Genomic DNA, 15,502 nt, shown 5'->3' with positions numbered 1-15,502 from the left:
TTTCAATTTTACAGTTGAGGGAATAAATGGGTAGAAAGAACCAAAATAAAAAATCAGGCAAGAATTTTTTCTATAAATACTACAGAGTTATAGTAATTCCAGCCGTTTTTTTGGTCTATCTTTCATCGTATTATTTTCTAAATCCGTATAGAAATTTTGAAGAAGAAGGTTTGCTCGATTTAGATCAGACCTTCGACATCTTCATTATTTTATTGTATTGCGCCATACTTACAGAATTGACTTTGTTTGTTGGCCGAAAACTAAACTATTACATAAGCTGGGAACAGAATCCCGCTTTTAGGGCCATTGCCCAATTTATCTGCTTAATTGCAGGAAATATTCTTCTTAATTACTTTTTTTCGTGGCTTTGGGATTATTTATACCCGTGCACAGCTTTAGAAGAAAATGATTTGGTTACTATTTGGCAATCCAAAATCATGGCAGCCATTATTTCGCTTTTTATAAGTGCCATTCATACCGGAATATTTTTATTGAACAGATGGCGTTTAAACGCTATAGAAACAGCTGAATTAAAGGTTAAAGCCTCAGAACTTCAAGAAGCTGTAACACGTTCGAAATTAGAGTCCTTAAAAATGCAATTAGATCCGCATTTTGTGTTCAATAATTTCAGCACTTTGACAGAATTGATTTATGACGATCAGAAAGAAGCGGCTTCGTTCTTAGAAAATATAACGAGAGTATATCGTTATATGATTTCAAATTCAAATAAAGATACCATTACCGTAAAAGAGGAAATTGAATTCCTGAATGCTTATTTTTATTTATTGAAGAAAAGACTTGGCGAAAAAATCGACTTGAAAATTGAAGTTGATGCTGCTTCGTTAGCCCTTCATTTACCGCCTTTAACTTTACAGTTATTGGTAGAAAATGCTGTAAAGCACAATATGGCAACTTTAGCCAATCCGCTTACCATTACTGTTTTCTCAGATTCTGGGGATATTATCGTTCGAAATAATTTGCAGAGAACCGCTGGAAAAACTTTGGTTTCAACGGGAATTGGAAATAAAAATATCGAATTCCGTTATAAAATTCTATCTCAAAAAATGCCTGTTTTTAACGAATCAAACGGCTATTATGAAGTGCGTCTGCCATTAATTTAAGAGTTATGAAAATTTTAATTGTAGAAGATGAAAGTATTAATGCAAGCAGGCTAAAAAGACTGCTAGAAGAGCTAGAACCCGATTGTGAAATTCTTGGCATTATTGATACCGTTGTAGATACTGTCGCATGGCTCAATTCAAATCCATCCCCAGATTTAATTACAATGGATATTCGCCTAGCAGACGGATTAAGTTTTGCTATTTTTGATGAAATAAACATAACTTGTCCAGTCATTTTTACTACAGCTTATGACGAATATGCAATTCGTGCTTTTAAGGTAAACAGCATCGATTATTTGATGAAACCCATCGAAAAAAGCGAATTGGAATTTGCCTTAACCAAATTCAAATCTTTAAATAAAAATGAAGCCAGCGTGACCAATATCGCTGGAATTCTAAAAGAACTTATACAAAAGCCAGTATTCAGAATGCGCTTTTTGGTAACGTATCGTGACGGCTACAAAAGTGTAGATGTTTCCGATATCGACTTCATCTATTCGGAATTTAAAACCAGTAATTTATTTCTTAAATCTGGTGTAATTATCTCGATTCCGCAAACCATGGAAGAGTTGGAACAAGAGTTAAATCCGAACATTTTCTTCCGTGCCAATCGCCAGTTTTTCATTCGTGCAGAAAGCATCAAATCTATCGCGAACTACTTCAACGCAAAACTTAAAATCCAACTAAAACTAGATCCCGAACGAGAGGTAATCATTAGCCGCGAAAAAACGCCTTTCTTTAAGCAGTGGATGGATCGTTAGGTTTTAGGTACAAAGGTTCATAGTAACAAAGGTTCAGAGGTTTTTCTTTTCTGGTGAAAAGTTTGGTTTACAACCAGTTTGTCATCCTGAGGAACGAAGGATCACATTCGTAATTCCGCAAAGTAGGGCGGATAATCTTTGTCGAGCTTCTTGTGTGATCCTTCGTTCCTCAGGATGACAAAGAATACGCTTAATCTTCGAGAAAAAAAATCCTCTTTAATTCTTTTAATCTGTGGCAAAAAGAAACTTTGCGACTCTGCGTCTTTGCGAGATTCCTTTTCCTTTATTCTTAAAAAAACTTCGCGCCTTAGCGCCTTCGTGGCATAAACCCAAGCCAACGTTTCAGTATCAAAAAATGTCGTTTGGGTAAATTTCTCCCCTAAAAAAGCCATTTTACGCCTTTATTTTGCTGCCAAATTTGAGGTAATTCATTTAAAAATGAAAAGTAAAATGACAAAACAGTTTTTTAAAAATAATAACGCAATTGCCAAAATTGCAATTTTATTGATAATGGTCTCCCTTTCTTCATGTGGGAAAAGCGGCGATGCACAAATGGCTCCTCCAAAGCCAGAAGTAGATTTTCTTCAGACCAATTCGGCAACAGGAGAAGTAGAAAAGAAATATCCAGGAACAGTTGAAGGTTCTGTAAACGTTGATATAAAAGCTCAAGTATCTGGTTATCTTGAAGCTATTTACGTAAAAGAAGGAGATTATGTAAGCAAAGGACAATCTCTTTTTAAGATTAAAGGCGATGTATATGCCGAACAAGTAAATAATAGCCGTGCAGCTTATAAAAGCGCTTTAGCCAATCAGGCAAATGCGAAATTGGAAGTAGAGAAAATCAAACCTTTGGTTGAAGGAAAAGTTTTCTCAGACATGCAGTTAAAAACCGCACAAGCCAATTACGAAGCCGCAACAGCACAAGTAGCACAAGCAAAAGCCGCTTTGGGATCATCTCAGTTAAATGCCGATTTCTCTTTGATTAAAGCTCCTGTAAGCGGCTATATTAGCCGTATTCCCAACCGTATCGGAAATTTAGTTACACCAAACGATGCCGTTCCATTAACTACACTTTCGGAGATTAATAGCGTATTTGTATATTTTTCTTTGACAGAAGCAGATTATTTGGCTTTCTCAAAAGACGCAAAAAACAATCAGACCGTGAGTTTAATTATGGCCGATGACAGCGAGTACGATCAAAAAGGAAAACTAGAAGTTGCCAGCGGAAACATTGATCGTGCAACAGGAACAATTGCTTTAAAAGCCATTTTCCCAAATCCGAAAAAAGAATTGCGTTCTGGAGGTTCTGCAAGAATTGTCTTGAACAAAAGCTTGTCATCTGTAATTACAGTTCCGATGGCGAGCGTAAAAGATATTCAGGATAAATTTTTTGTTTTTGTTTTAAAAGAAGGCAATAAAGTAGCCATGGTTCCAATTGAAATCGCTGGAAGTGCCGGATCTGATTATTTCGTAAAATCTGGATTAAAATCTGGAGATAAAGTAGCGCTGAATAACATCGACATGCTTTACGATAAAATGGAAGTCGTTCCAAAAATCGCCACTGCAAATACAAGCAGTAAATAATTTTTCATTTAATAAAATAACATTTCCATGTTAAAGAAAATAATAGACAGGCCAGTATTGGCCACAGTTATCTCTATTGTACTGGTTATATTGGGGATTATAGGTCTTACCCGATTATCGGTAACGCGATTTCCAGATATTTCGCCACCAACGGTAATGGTAAGCGGTTCGTATCCAGGAGGAAATAGTGAAACCGTTATTCGTTCGGTGGTAACGCCTTTAGAAGAGCAGATTAACGGAGTTGAAAACATGCAGTACATCAAATCTACTGCAAGTAATGACGGATCTTTTTCGATCAGTGTCATTTTCAAACAAGGTGTGGATCCAGATCAGGCAGCGGTAAACGTGCAGAACAGAGTGCAGCAGGCCACTCCAAAACTGCCTCAGGAAGTTATCCGTATGGGATTAACGACTTCGAAACAGCAGAATAGTATGATTGTTATTTTCAATTTGTATACAGATGATAATAGCAAATACGACGAGTTGTTTCTGCAGAATTACGCGAATATCAACTTAGTGCCTCAAATGAAACGTGTTCCTGGAGTAGGGCAGGTTCAGATTTTTGGGGTAAAAGATTATTCGATGAGAATCTGGCTTGATCCACGTAGAATGGCCAATGCAGGTTTGGTTCCTTCAGATGTAACTCAGGCAATTGCAGAACAGAGTTTAGAATCGGCACCAGGAAAACTGGGAGAAGAATCTTCGGCAGCTTTAGAATACGTAATTCGTTACAAAGGAAAAAAGAACAAGCCAGAGCAATACGAAAATATTGTCGTTAAAAACGTTGGAAGCAATGTCTTAAGATTGAAAGATGTAGCGAGAGTAGAATTTGGTTCTCTTTCGTATAGCGGGGACAACAAATCGAATAGTAAAAATGCCGTTACAATGGCCATTTTACAGACTTCGGGTTCTAACGCAAATGACATTGAAATCGGAATCAATAAAGAAGTAGAACGATTATCTAAATCTTTTCCTCCAGGTATCAAATACGTTAACGTAATGAGTACCAAAGAGAGATTGGACGAAGCAACAGGACAGGTAAAATCAACTTTATTAGAAGCTTTTATTCTGGTATTTATCGTAGTCTTTATTTTCCTTCAGGATTTTCGCTCGACGATTATTCCAGCAATTGCGGTTCCAGTTGCGATTGTGGGAACATTTTTCTTCCTGCTCGTTTTCGGATTTACCATTAATATCCTAACGCTTTTTGCTTTAGTTCTTGCGATTGGAATTGTAGTCGATGATGCCATTGTAGTGGTCGAAGCCGTGCACAGTAAAATGGAAGAAGACGAAGGAATTTCAGCCAAAGAAGCGACACACAGCGCAATGGCAGAAATCACGGGAGCAGTAATTTCGATTACTTTGGTGATGTCAGCAGTATTTATTCCTATTGGATTTATGACAGGATCTTCGGGGATTTTCTATAAACAATTTGCTTATACGTTGGCGATTGCGATTATTATCTCAGCTGTAAATGCCTTGACGTTAACACCTGCATTATGTGCGCTTTTGCTGAAAAATCACGGACATAAACATGGAGATAGTAATGAACATAAAACAAGTTTCAAAGACCGTTTTTTCGTTGGATTCAATACAAGTTTCAACAATTTAACGGGAAGATATATCAAAGGTGTTCGTTTCTTAATTGGAAGAAAATGGCTTGCCGCGGGATTAGTTGCGGGAATAACTGCAATTGCGGTTTATACCATGATGTCTACGCCAAAAAGTTTCGTGCCTCTTGAAGATGACGGTTTTATGGTGTACAGTTTATCAATGCCGCCAGGAACAGCACTTGTTCGTACTACAGCTGTAATTCAGAAATTGGAAAAAGAATTGGCTCCTTTAGAAGCAATTGATGTTAATACGAGTATTACAGGCTTCAATATTTTGAGCAACAGTTCCAGTCCAGCGTATGGATTAGGTTTTATAAAACTAAAACCAAAGAAAGACAGAGGAGCAGTTAAGGATATTGAAGAAATAATGAATATCGTTAGCGGAAAACTGGCTAAAATTAAAGAAGGTCAGATCATGGTTTTCAGAATGCCTCCAGTAGAAGGATTCGGTGTTACAAGTGGTGCTGAGATTGTGCTGCAAGACAGAATGGCGAGAAGTCCAGAAACTTTAAAGGCAATGTCTGATAAAGTAATCGCACAGATTATGAAACAGCCAGGAGTTCAATACGCATACACAACTTTTAGAGCCGATTATCCGCAATTGGAATTGGAAGTTGATGAAGATAAAGCGCGCCAAATGGGTGTAAATATCAAAGATCTTTTAGGAAATATTCAAACGTATTTCGCGGGAGATCAATCAGCTGACTTTTCGAGATTTGGTAAGTTTTACCGTGTGAATGTCAAAGCCGATGGTATTTTTAGAATGGATGAAGATGCGTTTAATGAAATTTTCGTGAGAAATGCTGATATGCAGATGGTTCCTGTAAAATCGATTGTGAAATTCCACAAAGTGTATGGGCCAGAATCGGTAAACCGTTATAATCTTTACAATTCGGTAAATATTACAGCAATGGCATTACCTGGTTATAGTAACGGACAAATTATGGAAAATCTAGAACAAGTTTTAGATAAACTGCCTTCTGATTACACTTACGAATGGACGGGTTTAAGTCTTGAGGAAAAAGCAGGAGGGAGCCAGACTGTTGCCATTTTTGGATTATGTCTATTGTTTGTATTCTTCTTACTGGCAGCACAGTATGAAAGTTATTTATTGCCGCTTGCGGTATTGCTTTCTATCCCGACAGGAATTCTTGGAGCTTTCGCTGGAATTAAAGCAGTTGGTTTAGATAACAATATTTACGTTCAGGTAGGATTAATTATGCTTGTTGGACTTTTGGCTAAAAACGCGATTTTGATTGTTGAATTTGCTTTGCAGAGACGTCTCGCTGGATTAACCATAATCGATGCAGCTATTGAAGGGGCAAAATCTAGGTTAAGACCAATTATCATGACTTCGCTAGCTTTCATTGTAGGTATGATTCCGTTGATGTTTGCTTCTGGAGGAACTGCAGTTGGAAACAGATCGATCAGTGTCAGCGCGGCAGTTGGAATGTTTAGCGGTGTTATTTTGGGAATTTTTGTGATTCCGTTGCTTTTCATTGTATTCCAGTATTTACAAGAAAAAGTATCAAGAAAGAAAATCGCGACTCAAGTTCAAACGATAAAAGAATTAGAATGAAAACACTATATAAAATCGGAATGGTTTTACTTACTGGAGCGATCATGACATCGTGTGTAGTAGGAAAAAAATATTCTCGTACAGATTTGCAAGCTCCAGAAAAATACCGCGAAGAAGTCGCGGTTACTGGAGATACGGTTTTGCTTCCGTGGAAAAACTATTATAAAGATCCTTTATTGGTTGCTTTGATTGAAAAAGCTTTAGTAAAAAACAATGAAGTGATTATTGCGATGAAGAGTATGGAACAGCTTGATCTTAACTACAAACAAGCCAAACTATCTTTGATGCCAACGCTTGATTTTGATGCAGGCGCCAGTCGTGCTTATCCATCAAAAAACTCTTTGAACGGATCGTTGAGTCAGCAGTTTATTGGTAAAGACTATATGGACGATTACAGCGCCAATCTTCGCCTTTCGTGGGAAGTAGATATTTGGGGAAAAGCAGCTATGCAGAAAAGAGATGCCAAAGCAGCGTATTTTGCTCAAAAAGAGAATCTTTCGGCATTAAAAACTCGAATTATTGTTCAAGTAGCGCAGTCGTACTACAATCTTTTAGGTTTAGATGAACAGCTTAAAATTGCAGAAAAAAATATTGAATTGAGCACCAATACTTTGAGCATGATGCAATTGCAGTACAAATCGGGTTCAATAAGTTCTTTGGCTGTAAATCAGACCGAAGCGCAGAAAAAAACAGCCGAATTATTAGTGCCTTTAGCGAAAGCGAATATTGCAGTTCAAGAAAATGCTTTGCAGATTTTATGCGGAGAATATCCAGATAAGATTGAAAGAGCAGGAAATATTGATGCGGCAGAAGTTTCGGTTATTTTTCCAACAGGAATCCCAGCTTCGCTTTTAAGCAGAAGACCAGATGTAAAATCTAGCGAATATGCGGTTATGTCTGCCACTGCAAAAACAGGATTGGCAAAAGCAACGATGTATCCGACTTTAAGTTTGAATCCGTCTATTGGAGTGAATTCGTTTGAATTTGAAAATTGGTTTGATTTTCCTGGTTCAATTACCAAAACTATTGCAGCCAATTTAGCACAACCTATCTTTAGAAAAAAAGCGTTAAGAACGGCGTATGAAGTGGCTGTTTTAGAACAAGAAAAAGCTGTTGTACAATTTAAACAGTCATTTATAACAGCAGTTGGCGAAGTAAATGATGCGATGTCGAGATTAAAATATGCTGATGAACGTATCATTTTAGCAAAAAATAAAGCAGAATCGTTGGACAAAGCGACTTCAGATGCTGGTTTGCTTTACAAGAGCGGAATGGCGAATTATCTTGAAGTAATTGCAGCGCAGAACAGTTCGCTACAAAACGAATTGGATCTGGTAACCATAAAACTCGAAAAACTGAATGCAGCAATTAACCTGTACCGTGCTTTAGGAGGCGGAGTAGAGTAATACTTAATTTTTGATGATTCACCATTTCTGTAAGCGATTATAGAAGTGGTGAATTTCTTTTTGAATTGAATTAAAAAAGAATGGCGCAACGGAAAATTATTCTAGAAAATAACCTTGTACTAATTATGGCTAAATTGGAATAAATTGCTGTAGAAGATTAGATTTTGAACCTATATATGTCGCTCCGCTGGAGCTTTATATTGTACATGTTTACTCTTTGCTATAAATATTCCGCTTCTCTGAAGCTTGGAGAAATAGATTAGCTCAAAAAAACAATAGGATAGATGGAAAGAAAGCCCTAGCGGGGCAAAATATTTATAGAGTTTAAATAGGATGAAAGAAAAAAAAGCTCCAGCGGAGCGACATTTTGAATCCGTATATGTCACACCGATATCGCAGATTTGTAATCTGTGCCCGCAACAGTAAGACATAACACTAAATATCTATTTTTTGTATTTACAGAAAATAGACAATCTTTACGGGCACGGATTGTAAATCCGCGCTTTCGGGCTTTCAGAGCAAACAAAAAAGCCATCCTAAATAAGGACAGCTTTTTCAAAATAGTTGTGTGTTTCGGGATTAACCCCAGTTTAGTTTTTAAATTAATTAATTTTAACCAAATGAGCTTCAATAGCTTCTCTTTGAGATTCGTATTGAGCAGGAAGTTTTAGGTTTTGACCCAATTCTTCTAAGCTTTCGTCTACTGTAAATCCAGGATTATCAGTTGCAATTTCGAATAAAACTCCTCCTGGTTCTCTGAAATATAGAGAATGGAAATACTGTCTGTCGATTTGTGGTGTAATAGACAGTCCGTATTCTTCGATTTTTTCTCTGAATTTCATCAAAATTTCGTCATTTGGAACACGGAATGCTACGTGATGAACAGTACCATTTGCATTCAAACCACGTTTTTCTTCTGGCAATTCTACTAAGTCAACAATGGCAGCATTTTCTACAGCATCTGTTGCATAACGGTAACGGTTTACTTCCTGATCGATTAGTTTGTACCCAAATATATCGGTTAAGATTGCAGCAGTTGCTTTGATGCTGTTTAAAGTCAAAGTAATGTTATGAAAACCTTTTGTAGCCACATCTGCTTTTACTTCGTCAGTTTCCCACGCTTTTCTGTTATCGTCTGTTTTAGATTCGATTAACTCTAATTTTAGCCCGTCTGGATCTAAGAAAGTCAAATATTTTTCTCCAAACTTTTCGGCTGGTTTATTGTAAATTACATTGTATTTTTCAAAACGTTTCTGCCAAAAATCCAAACTTCCTTTTGGAACAGAATAACCAATTTCAGTAGCCATTCCAGAACCTTTTCTTCCTTGTTGGATTCCTTCTCCCCAAGGAAAAAAAGTTAGAATAGTTCCAGCACTTCCTACTTCGTCACCGAAGTAAAAATGGTATGTTCCAGGATCGTCAAAGTTTACTGTCTTTTTGATAAATCTTAATCCTAAAACTTTAGAATAAAAGTCAAAATTACGTTTAGCGTCACCTGCGATTGCAGTAATATGGTGTAAGCCTAATATTTTATTTTCCATGGTATTTGTTATATTAAATTGTTATTGATTTTTCTTTTACAAATTTACGTCCGTTATGCTTCTGGATCGATTAACCTAGATTAAGAAATGAAATACGGTTCGTTTTTGAAATTTTCAAAGAATAACCAAACCATGTTCCATTTTGTTAGATGCTTTGTTTTCAGTGTTTTTAAGAAAAAGTCAATTTGATATTACACGATATATCGAGACTTTACTGATATGAAATGGCATATTTAGAGAATCAAAAAAATATTTTTCACGCAGATTTAAACTGATTCAAGCAGATCGAATATTTAATCTTTTTTAAACACATAGAAACATTTTTTGGGATGTATAAAAGGCGTTTCACTTATTTAAATGCACATAGTTTTCGCGCTTACTTTTGTTTTTTTTTCACGCAGATTTGAAAAGATTTGAGCAGATTTAAATTTATTTATTAGTTTATTTTAGAAAAAACTTTGCGACTCTGCGTCTTTGCGAGATTCTTTTTTAGTATTTACAAAAAAAACTTTGTGCCTTAGCGCCTTCGTGGCAAAAAAAACTTTTAATCTGTGGCACTTTTTTAAATTATAACTTTATAAATATTGATTTTCGAAGTTTTGGCTCGATATTTTTTGTTTTGTGTCCCTTTCCTGTAGTGTCTTCTACTAATAAAATTGAACCAGTTGGGAATGTTCTTTTTTCTCCCAACGAAGTTTCGATTTCTACGCCTCCTTCCAGCAAAACAATGTACTGGCGGTCTGGCGCATTATGAAAATCGTAGTCGTAAGACGGACTTACTTCTCTAAAAACAATTGATTTAACAGATTCATCCTCAGATAAAAATCCGATATCGCCATTGTTTTTCAACGGAACTTTAAAGTCTTCAAAATGGCTTTCTCCGTTAGCATCGCTATAAACACGAGTTATGGTAATCATTATTTTTTATTGAAAATCAATGCATTTGCGCAATCTACTTCATCCTGACTGATTGTATGTCCCATATTTGGGTAGATTTTTTTAGTTACGTCTGCACCCATTTTTGTCATAAGTGCTTCGGTATCATTCACTCGTTCTACAGGAACATGAAAATCTGGATCGCTTGTTCCTATAAAAACTGGAGTATTTTCAAAGTTTCCAGAATAATGATTTTCATAAACTTGATCACCAATTAATCCGCCTGTAAAAGCTACAATTCCGCCATATTTTGCGGCATTTCGGGTTGTAAATTCCAAAGCAAGACAAGCTCCCTGAGAAAAACCTAAGAAATAAATATTCTCTTTTTCAATTCCATTTTGCTGAATAGCCACCACAACCTGATGAATTGCTTCTAAAGATTTTGAAAAAGATGGTTCATTTTCGTTTAACGGAGCCAAAAACGAATACGGATACCAAGTTCTGTTTTCTGCCTGAGGTGCAACCAGTGCAAAATCTTCTACTTTAAGATGTTTTGCGATAGAAAGAATATCATGTGCACTCGCACCACGACCATGAATCATGATCAAGGCTTTTTTAGCTTCATTTAAAGGAACTCCGTCTGTTAATATATCTGTATTCATAGTTTTTAATCTTTAATTTTAGTCTAGAGACTTTCATCTCTAGTCTTTCACCTAGTCTTTCGTCTTTATTCTTTCGTTTTTTTACTTCTTCCAAATATCTTCATATTCGTCCGGATGTCTTTTGAATTGCGCGTGTACATAAGGACAAAGCGGTAAAACTTTCAAATTATTTGCGCGAACGTATGATACCATTTCTTCTAAAAGTTTCTTTGCATAACCTTTTCCTTCTCCTTCTGGTTCAACTCCAGTGTGGTAAACCGTCAATAAATCCGGTTTAATGCTTACTGTCATTTCTCCCAGTTTTTTATCATCGACATATAGATTAAAAGCGCCGTGTTTTTTTTCGTCTAATTCTAATTTTATTGTTTCCATTTTATTGGGTTGTATTTTTATTTTATACCTATTGAGCTATTTCTTTTTTAGGAAAAAGAGATAAAACCATTCTTTAGAGATACTATATTATTAGTAAACTGCAATTCAAAAAGACGTGTTTACTGGCTGTCTCGATGGTATAAATAGCAAATAATCATAGCAGTTCCTGGCAGAATTAAAGTTCCTAATCCGAAAAACTTTCCTGCAACAGCACCAAAAAAACATCCGACAAGAAATCCGATTATAGTGACTAATTGCTTTTTAAAACTTAATAAAACTTCGGCATCTTTAAATCCGTTTTTTAATAGATTTCCCAAATCAAGAGAAGCCTGAGTTACATTTCCCGTCATCATAGTAGTCGGGCCGTGCGTTTCTTTAGCGTAAAGCTTTCCAAAAGCATTCTGAAGTCCCATCGCAAAAACGGTTGTCATCGCAACAGTATACATCGTCCATTCTTCGAAGTTTTGCAGATAACCAAAAGTGTAAGAAGCAATACCGCTTAAAACCAATATTATGCCTTCCCAAAACAAAATGGTGTAGCGATTAGTAGCTTTTAATGCAATTCTTCCTCCAGTAATGACTGCCATAATAAAAATAGGGAAAGTTAGCAGTTTTATCCAAGCATGAAGATCTGAGCCTTTGATAATTTGGTAAGCAAATACGATAAAGTTACCTGTAACATGCGCCGAAAATATCGAATCGGCAGCGACAAAGGTTACGGTATCGCAATACCCTGCTATGATTGTTAGAAGCAGGGTTACGTACCAAATGTTATTTTTTTGTATTTCCATAGTTTGTTTTTAGTTTAAATGAGCGCGAAGCATCCACGCCATTTTTTCATGATTTTCTACAAGCCCTGTGATAAAATCGCTTGTTCCTGCATCTTGCCACTCGTTAGCAATTGGATTAATATTTTCTCTAAGATAAATAATAATGCTTTCGTGATCTAAAAGCAATTCTTTGATAAATCCGTTACTGTCATTTTTCTCCTGTAATTCTTCAGTAAGATGTGTTAAAGCTAAGAAATCTTTTAAAGTTGCAGGCGTATAATGTCCTAGAGAACGGATTCTTTCTGCAACAGTATCCACGATTTCGTCAATTGCATCATATTGTTGTTCAAAGAAAATATGCTTGTTATAAAAATCTGGGCCTTCAACGTTCCAGTGTGCTCTTTTTGTTTTGGTGTAAAGTATAAATTCGTCTGCAAGAACTTTAGTTAAAATCTCTACAATTTTTGAGATGTTTTCTTGTTTGATTCCGATGTTTGTTTTCATTTTAAATTAGGTTTTAATAAGTTATTAATTATGAGTTATGGGTTATGAGTTATGGGTTATGAGTTATGGGTTATGAGTTATGGGTTATGAGTTATGGGTTATGAGTTATGAGTTGTGGAGGAATCTAAATGAATAAACACATAGAAACATAGATTTTTCTTGATTTTGGAAAAGAATAAAGAAAGAAACTAGTTTCTAACACATAGATCTTTGTGTTGAAAAGACAGATGAAAAATTAAAAATTAAAAATTAAAAAATCTGCCTAATCTGCTCAATCTGCGAGAGAATAAATATGCTATGTGTATTAATGCAAGTGAAACGCCTTTTACTCGCTCCAAAAAGCTATGTTTCTATGTGTTAAAAATATTTTGTGTTTAAATTAATTGTTTAGAAATGTTACTAAATACTGATCTAGTGAATACGTTCCTGCGCCAAGGGCAAGGAGCAGTAATAGGGATAAAGTGTACATAAAAGGCACATCACGTACTTCTAGCGAATCGTTTCTATGAACTACAAAATAGCCAATTGCTGTTACTCCAATTGTGGGCAACACAGCAAGTCTTGTTCCGAGTCCGAGAATAATGAAAAACGGAATTACCGTATCTGAAAACGTTGCCACTAAACCGTTTAGTTTTTCTGGCAGATGCAACGGATTCGGTACATGTTCTTTTTGTCCGTTTTCGACTCTGAATTTCTTCATTCCATGTACTCTAAATAATTCAACAGCCAGCAGAACTCTAAAAACTAAAAGAGCAGCATTGTTGAATGATGTTCCTAAATCGGAATAAAGGATTTGTTTTATAATATCGATCATTTTTCAAAATTTAAAAAGCAAAACAAGAACAGCCTAAAGCGCCCCAAAATGCATTATAATTATTAACTGGAACATTGCTTAATCGGGCAGCGTCGTGATTGTGTAAATGAACGTCGCAGCTGCCGCTACAGCTATGAATCTGTGATGTTAGTTTTGGTTTTGCATCTGCTTTTGCATTTTTTTCGATAGCGCTTTGCAAACCGCTTCTCACAGGATAGCCATTGTAAATATTCGTTGGTGACCAATCTGGCAGAATCGGAATATGTGGCGGAGAGAAAGATGAAAAATCTCCATTTGCATACACAATTTTTCCGTCTACGATAGTCAAGTTTGCTTCAATTTTCTTGATGTCTTCGTCTTCAATTGTAAAATAATCACGGTCTAGAACCACTAAATCGGCAAACATTCCCACTTTGATATCGCCTTTTTTGGTTTGTTCCTGCGAAAACCAAGCGCTTCCTCTAGTGTACAATTCTAGGGCAGTTTGTCTATTCAGTCTCGTTTCGTTATACAATTGCAAACCACCAACAGTTTTTCCAGCTGTCATCCAATACATAGAAACCCACGGATTGTAACTGCTCACTCTCGTAGCGTCTGAACCCGCGCCAACAGGAACTTCCATTTCGATCATTTTTTTGATTGGCGGTGTGTTTTCTGCTGCTTTTGCACCGTATCGATCTGTAAAATATTCTCCTTGATAAGCCATTCTGCTTTGTACAGCGATTCCGCCTCCTAAAGCTTTTACACGTTCGATGTTTCTTTCATCAATAGTTTCTGCGTGATCAAATATCCACGGAAGTCCGTTGAAAGGAATATCCTGATTTATCTTTTCAAAAACATTCAAAAATCGTGTAATGCTTTCGTTGTAAGTAGCATGCAGTCTAAAAGGCCAGCGGTTTTCTACTAAAAGACGAACTACTTTTTCTAGATCTGCTTCCATGTTTTCTGGAAGATCGGGTCTTGGTTGCAGAAAATCTTCAAAATCGGCAGCAGAGAAAACTAACATTTCGCCAGCTCCATTGTGACGGTACATATCATTTCCTTGATATAATTTTACCGTATCAATCCAATCTGAAAAATCTTCAAATTCGTGTTTCGGTTTTTGTGTGAAAAGATTGTACGCAATTCTTACTGTCAATTGGTTTTTTTCATTCAATTCATTCACCACTTTATAATCGTCTGGAAAATTCTGAAATCCGCCACCTGCATCAATAACACTTGTGATTCCGAAACGGTTTAATTCTTTCATAAAATGACGCGTTGAATTAATCTGATGCTCATAAGAAAGAGTAGGGCCTTTAGCCAAAGTCGAATATAAAATCATTGCATTTGGTGTCGCAATAATAAGCCCTGTCGGTTCTCCGTTCGAATCGCGTTCGATATGTCCGCCTGGAGGCGCAGGAGTATTTTTGTTATACCCAACTGCTCTCAATGCGGCTCTGTTCATGATTGCTCTGTCGTATAAGTGCAGAATAAAAACAGGAGTATCTGGTGCAATGGCATTGATTTCCTCTAAGGTTGGCATTCTGCGTTCAGCAAACTGAAATTCTGTCCAACCGCCCACTACACGTACCCACTGCGGATTTGGCGTGCGATCTACCTGTTCTTTCAGCATTCTAAGGGCATCGGCTAAAGAAGGAACTCCGTCCCAACGTAATTCTAGATTATAGTTTAATCCGCCACGAATAAGGTGAATGTGCGAATCGTTGATTCCAGGAACGGCTCTTTTATTCTGAAGATCAATTATTTTGGTTTCTTCAGAAGCAAAACTCATAACGTCGCTGTCATTTCCAACGGCAATAAATTTTCCGTCTTTAATCGCTACGGCTGTAACATTTGGTGTTTCTGGATTGAAACTATGAATTTTACCATTAAATAAAATTAGATCTGCTTTCATAG

Annotated in this window: 14 protein-coding genes; 5 read left to right on the top strand and 9 right to left on the bottom strand. The window is 36.4% G+C overall.

Annotated features, from left to right (window positions below; all coding sequences use genetic code 11):
- Positions 1 to 26 precede the first annotated feature (26 nt).
- Positions 27 to 1,121, top strand: coding sequence for a sensor histidine kinase (locus tag ABXT06_RS05660; RefSeq protein ID WP_354589872.1), 1,095 nt, complete (start codon positions 27 to 29; stop codon positions 1,119 to 1,121).
- A 5-nt stretch (positions 1,122 to 1,126) separates the two neighbouring features.
- Positions 1,127 to 1,882 (top strand): LytR/AlgR family response regulator transcription factor, encoded by a 756-nt coding sequence (locus ABXT06_RS05655; RefSeq protein WP_354589871.1) that lies wholly within the window; start codon positions 1,127 to 1,129, stop codon positions 1,880 to 1,882.
- 101 nt (positions 1,883 to 1,983) lie between these two features.
- On the opposite strand, the gene ABXT06_RS05650 is transcribed toward ABXT06_RS05655, so the two are convergent.
- The gene (locus tag ABXT06_RS05650) at positions 1,984 to 2,274 is read right to left on the bottom strand and encodes a hypothetical protein (protein ID WP_354589870.1); all 291 of its coding nucleotides are present in this window, start codon (positions 2,272 to 2,274) and stop codon (positions 1,984 to 1,986) included.
- 58 nt (positions 2,275 to 2,332) lie between these two features.
- Here ABXT06_RS05650 and ABXT06_RS05645 point away from each other — a divergent pair, with 58 nt between their 5' ends.
- The 3 genes from ABXT06_RS05645 to ABXT06_RS05635 are packed head-to-tail and all read left to right on the top strand — an operon-like array spanning position 2,333 to position 8,064.
- Entirely contained in the window at positions 2,333 to 3,466 is a 1,134-nt protein-coding gene (locus ABXT06_RS05645) for an efflux RND transporter periplasmic adaptor subunit (RefSeq protein ID WP_354589869.1), read from the top strand.
- A 27-nt stretch (positions 3,467 to 3,493) separates the two neighbouring features.
- Positions 3,494 to 6,658 carry an efflux RND transporter permease subunit gene (locus ABXT06_RS05640; RefSeq protein ID WP_354589868.1) on the top strand — a complete coding sequence of 1,055 codons (3,165 nt, stop codon included), beginning with the start codon at positions 3,494 to 3,496 and terminating at the stop codon, positions 6,656 to 6,658.
- The gene (locus ABXT06_RS05635) at positions 6,655 to 8,064 is read left to right on the top strand and encodes an efflux transporter outer membrane subunit (protein WP_354589867.1); all 1,410 of its coding nucleotides are present in this window, start codon (positions 6,655 to 6,657) and stop codon (positions 8,062 to 8,064) included. The genes ABXT06_RS05640 and ABXT06_RS05635 overlap by 4 nt, the downstream gene beginning before the upstream one ends.
- Positions 8,065 to 8,666: 602 nt before the next feature.
- On the opposite strand, the gene ABXT06_RS05630 is transcribed toward ABXT06_RS05635, so the two are convergent.
- The 8 genes from ABXT06_RS05630 to ABXT06_RS05595 form a co-directional block, all read right to left on the bottom strand.
- Complete coding sequence (locus ABXT06_RS05630) at positions 8,667 to 9,605, bottom strand: ring-cleaving dioxygenase (RefSeq protein WP_354589866.1); 939 nt, start codon at positions 9,603 to 9,605, stop codon at positions 8,667 to 8,669.
- A gap of 567 nt (positions 9,606 to 10,172) precedes the next feature.
- Entirely contained in the window at positions 10,173 to 10,523 is a 351-nt protein-coding gene (locus tag ABXT06_RS05625) for a cupin domain-containing protein (RefSeq protein WP_354589865.1), read from the bottom strand.
- On the bottom strand, positions 10,523 to 11,143 hold the full coding sequence (locus ABXT06_RS05620; RefSeq protein ID WP_354589864.1) for an alpha/beta hydrolase: 621 nt from the start codon (positions 11,141 to 11,143) through the stop codon (positions 10,523 to 10,525). Before ABXT06_RS05620 ends, ABXT06_RS05625 begins: the two co-directional genes overlap by 1 nt.
- Positions 11,144 to 11,224: 81 nt before the next feature.
- Positions 11,225 to 11,515 (bottom strand): GNAT family N-acetyltransferase, encoded by a 291-nt coding sequence (locus ABXT06_RS05615; RefSeq protein ID WP_354589863.1) that lies wholly within the window; start codon positions 11,513 to 11,515, stop codon positions 11,225 to 11,227.
- A gap of 119 nt (positions 11,516 to 11,634) precedes the next feature.
- Complete coding sequence (locus ABXT06_RS05610; RefSeq protein WP_354589862.1) at positions 11,635 to 12,306, bottom strand: YoaK family protein; 672 nt, start codon at positions 12,304 to 12,306, stop codon at positions 11,635 to 11,637.
- A gap of 9 nt (positions 12,307 to 12,315) precedes the next feature.
- Positions 12,316 to 12,789 (bottom strand): Dps family protein, encoded by a 474-nt coding sequence (locus tag ABXT06_RS05605; RefSeq protein WP_354589861.1) that lies wholly within the window; start codon positions 12,787 to 12,789, stop codon positions 12,316 to 12,318.
- A 379-nt stretch (positions 12,790 to 13,168) separates the two neighbouring features.
- Positions 13,169 to 13,603, bottom strand: a complete 435-nt coding sequence (locus ABXT06_RS05600; RefSeq protein WP_354589860.1) for a DoxX family protein — start codon at positions 13,601 to 13,603, stop codon at positions 13,169 to 13,171.
- A gap of 10 nt (positions 13,604 to 13,613) precedes the next feature.
- Positions 13,614 to 15,500: an amidohydrolase gene (locus ABXT06_RS05595; protein ID WP_354589859.1), complete on the bottom strand. Its 1,887-nt coding sequence runs from the start codon at positions 15,498 to 15,500 to the stop codon at positions 13,614 to 13,616.
- Positions 15,501 to 15,502 lie beyond the last annotated feature (2 nt).

Source organism: Flavobacterium sp. UW10123, from assembly GCF_040538975.1.
Lineage (GTDB): Bacteria > Bacteroidota > Bacteroidia > Flavobacteriales > Flavobacteriaceae > Flavobacterium.
Note: the sequence above shows the minus strand (reverse complement) of the source record. Positions and strands in the feature narration are given on the sequence as shown.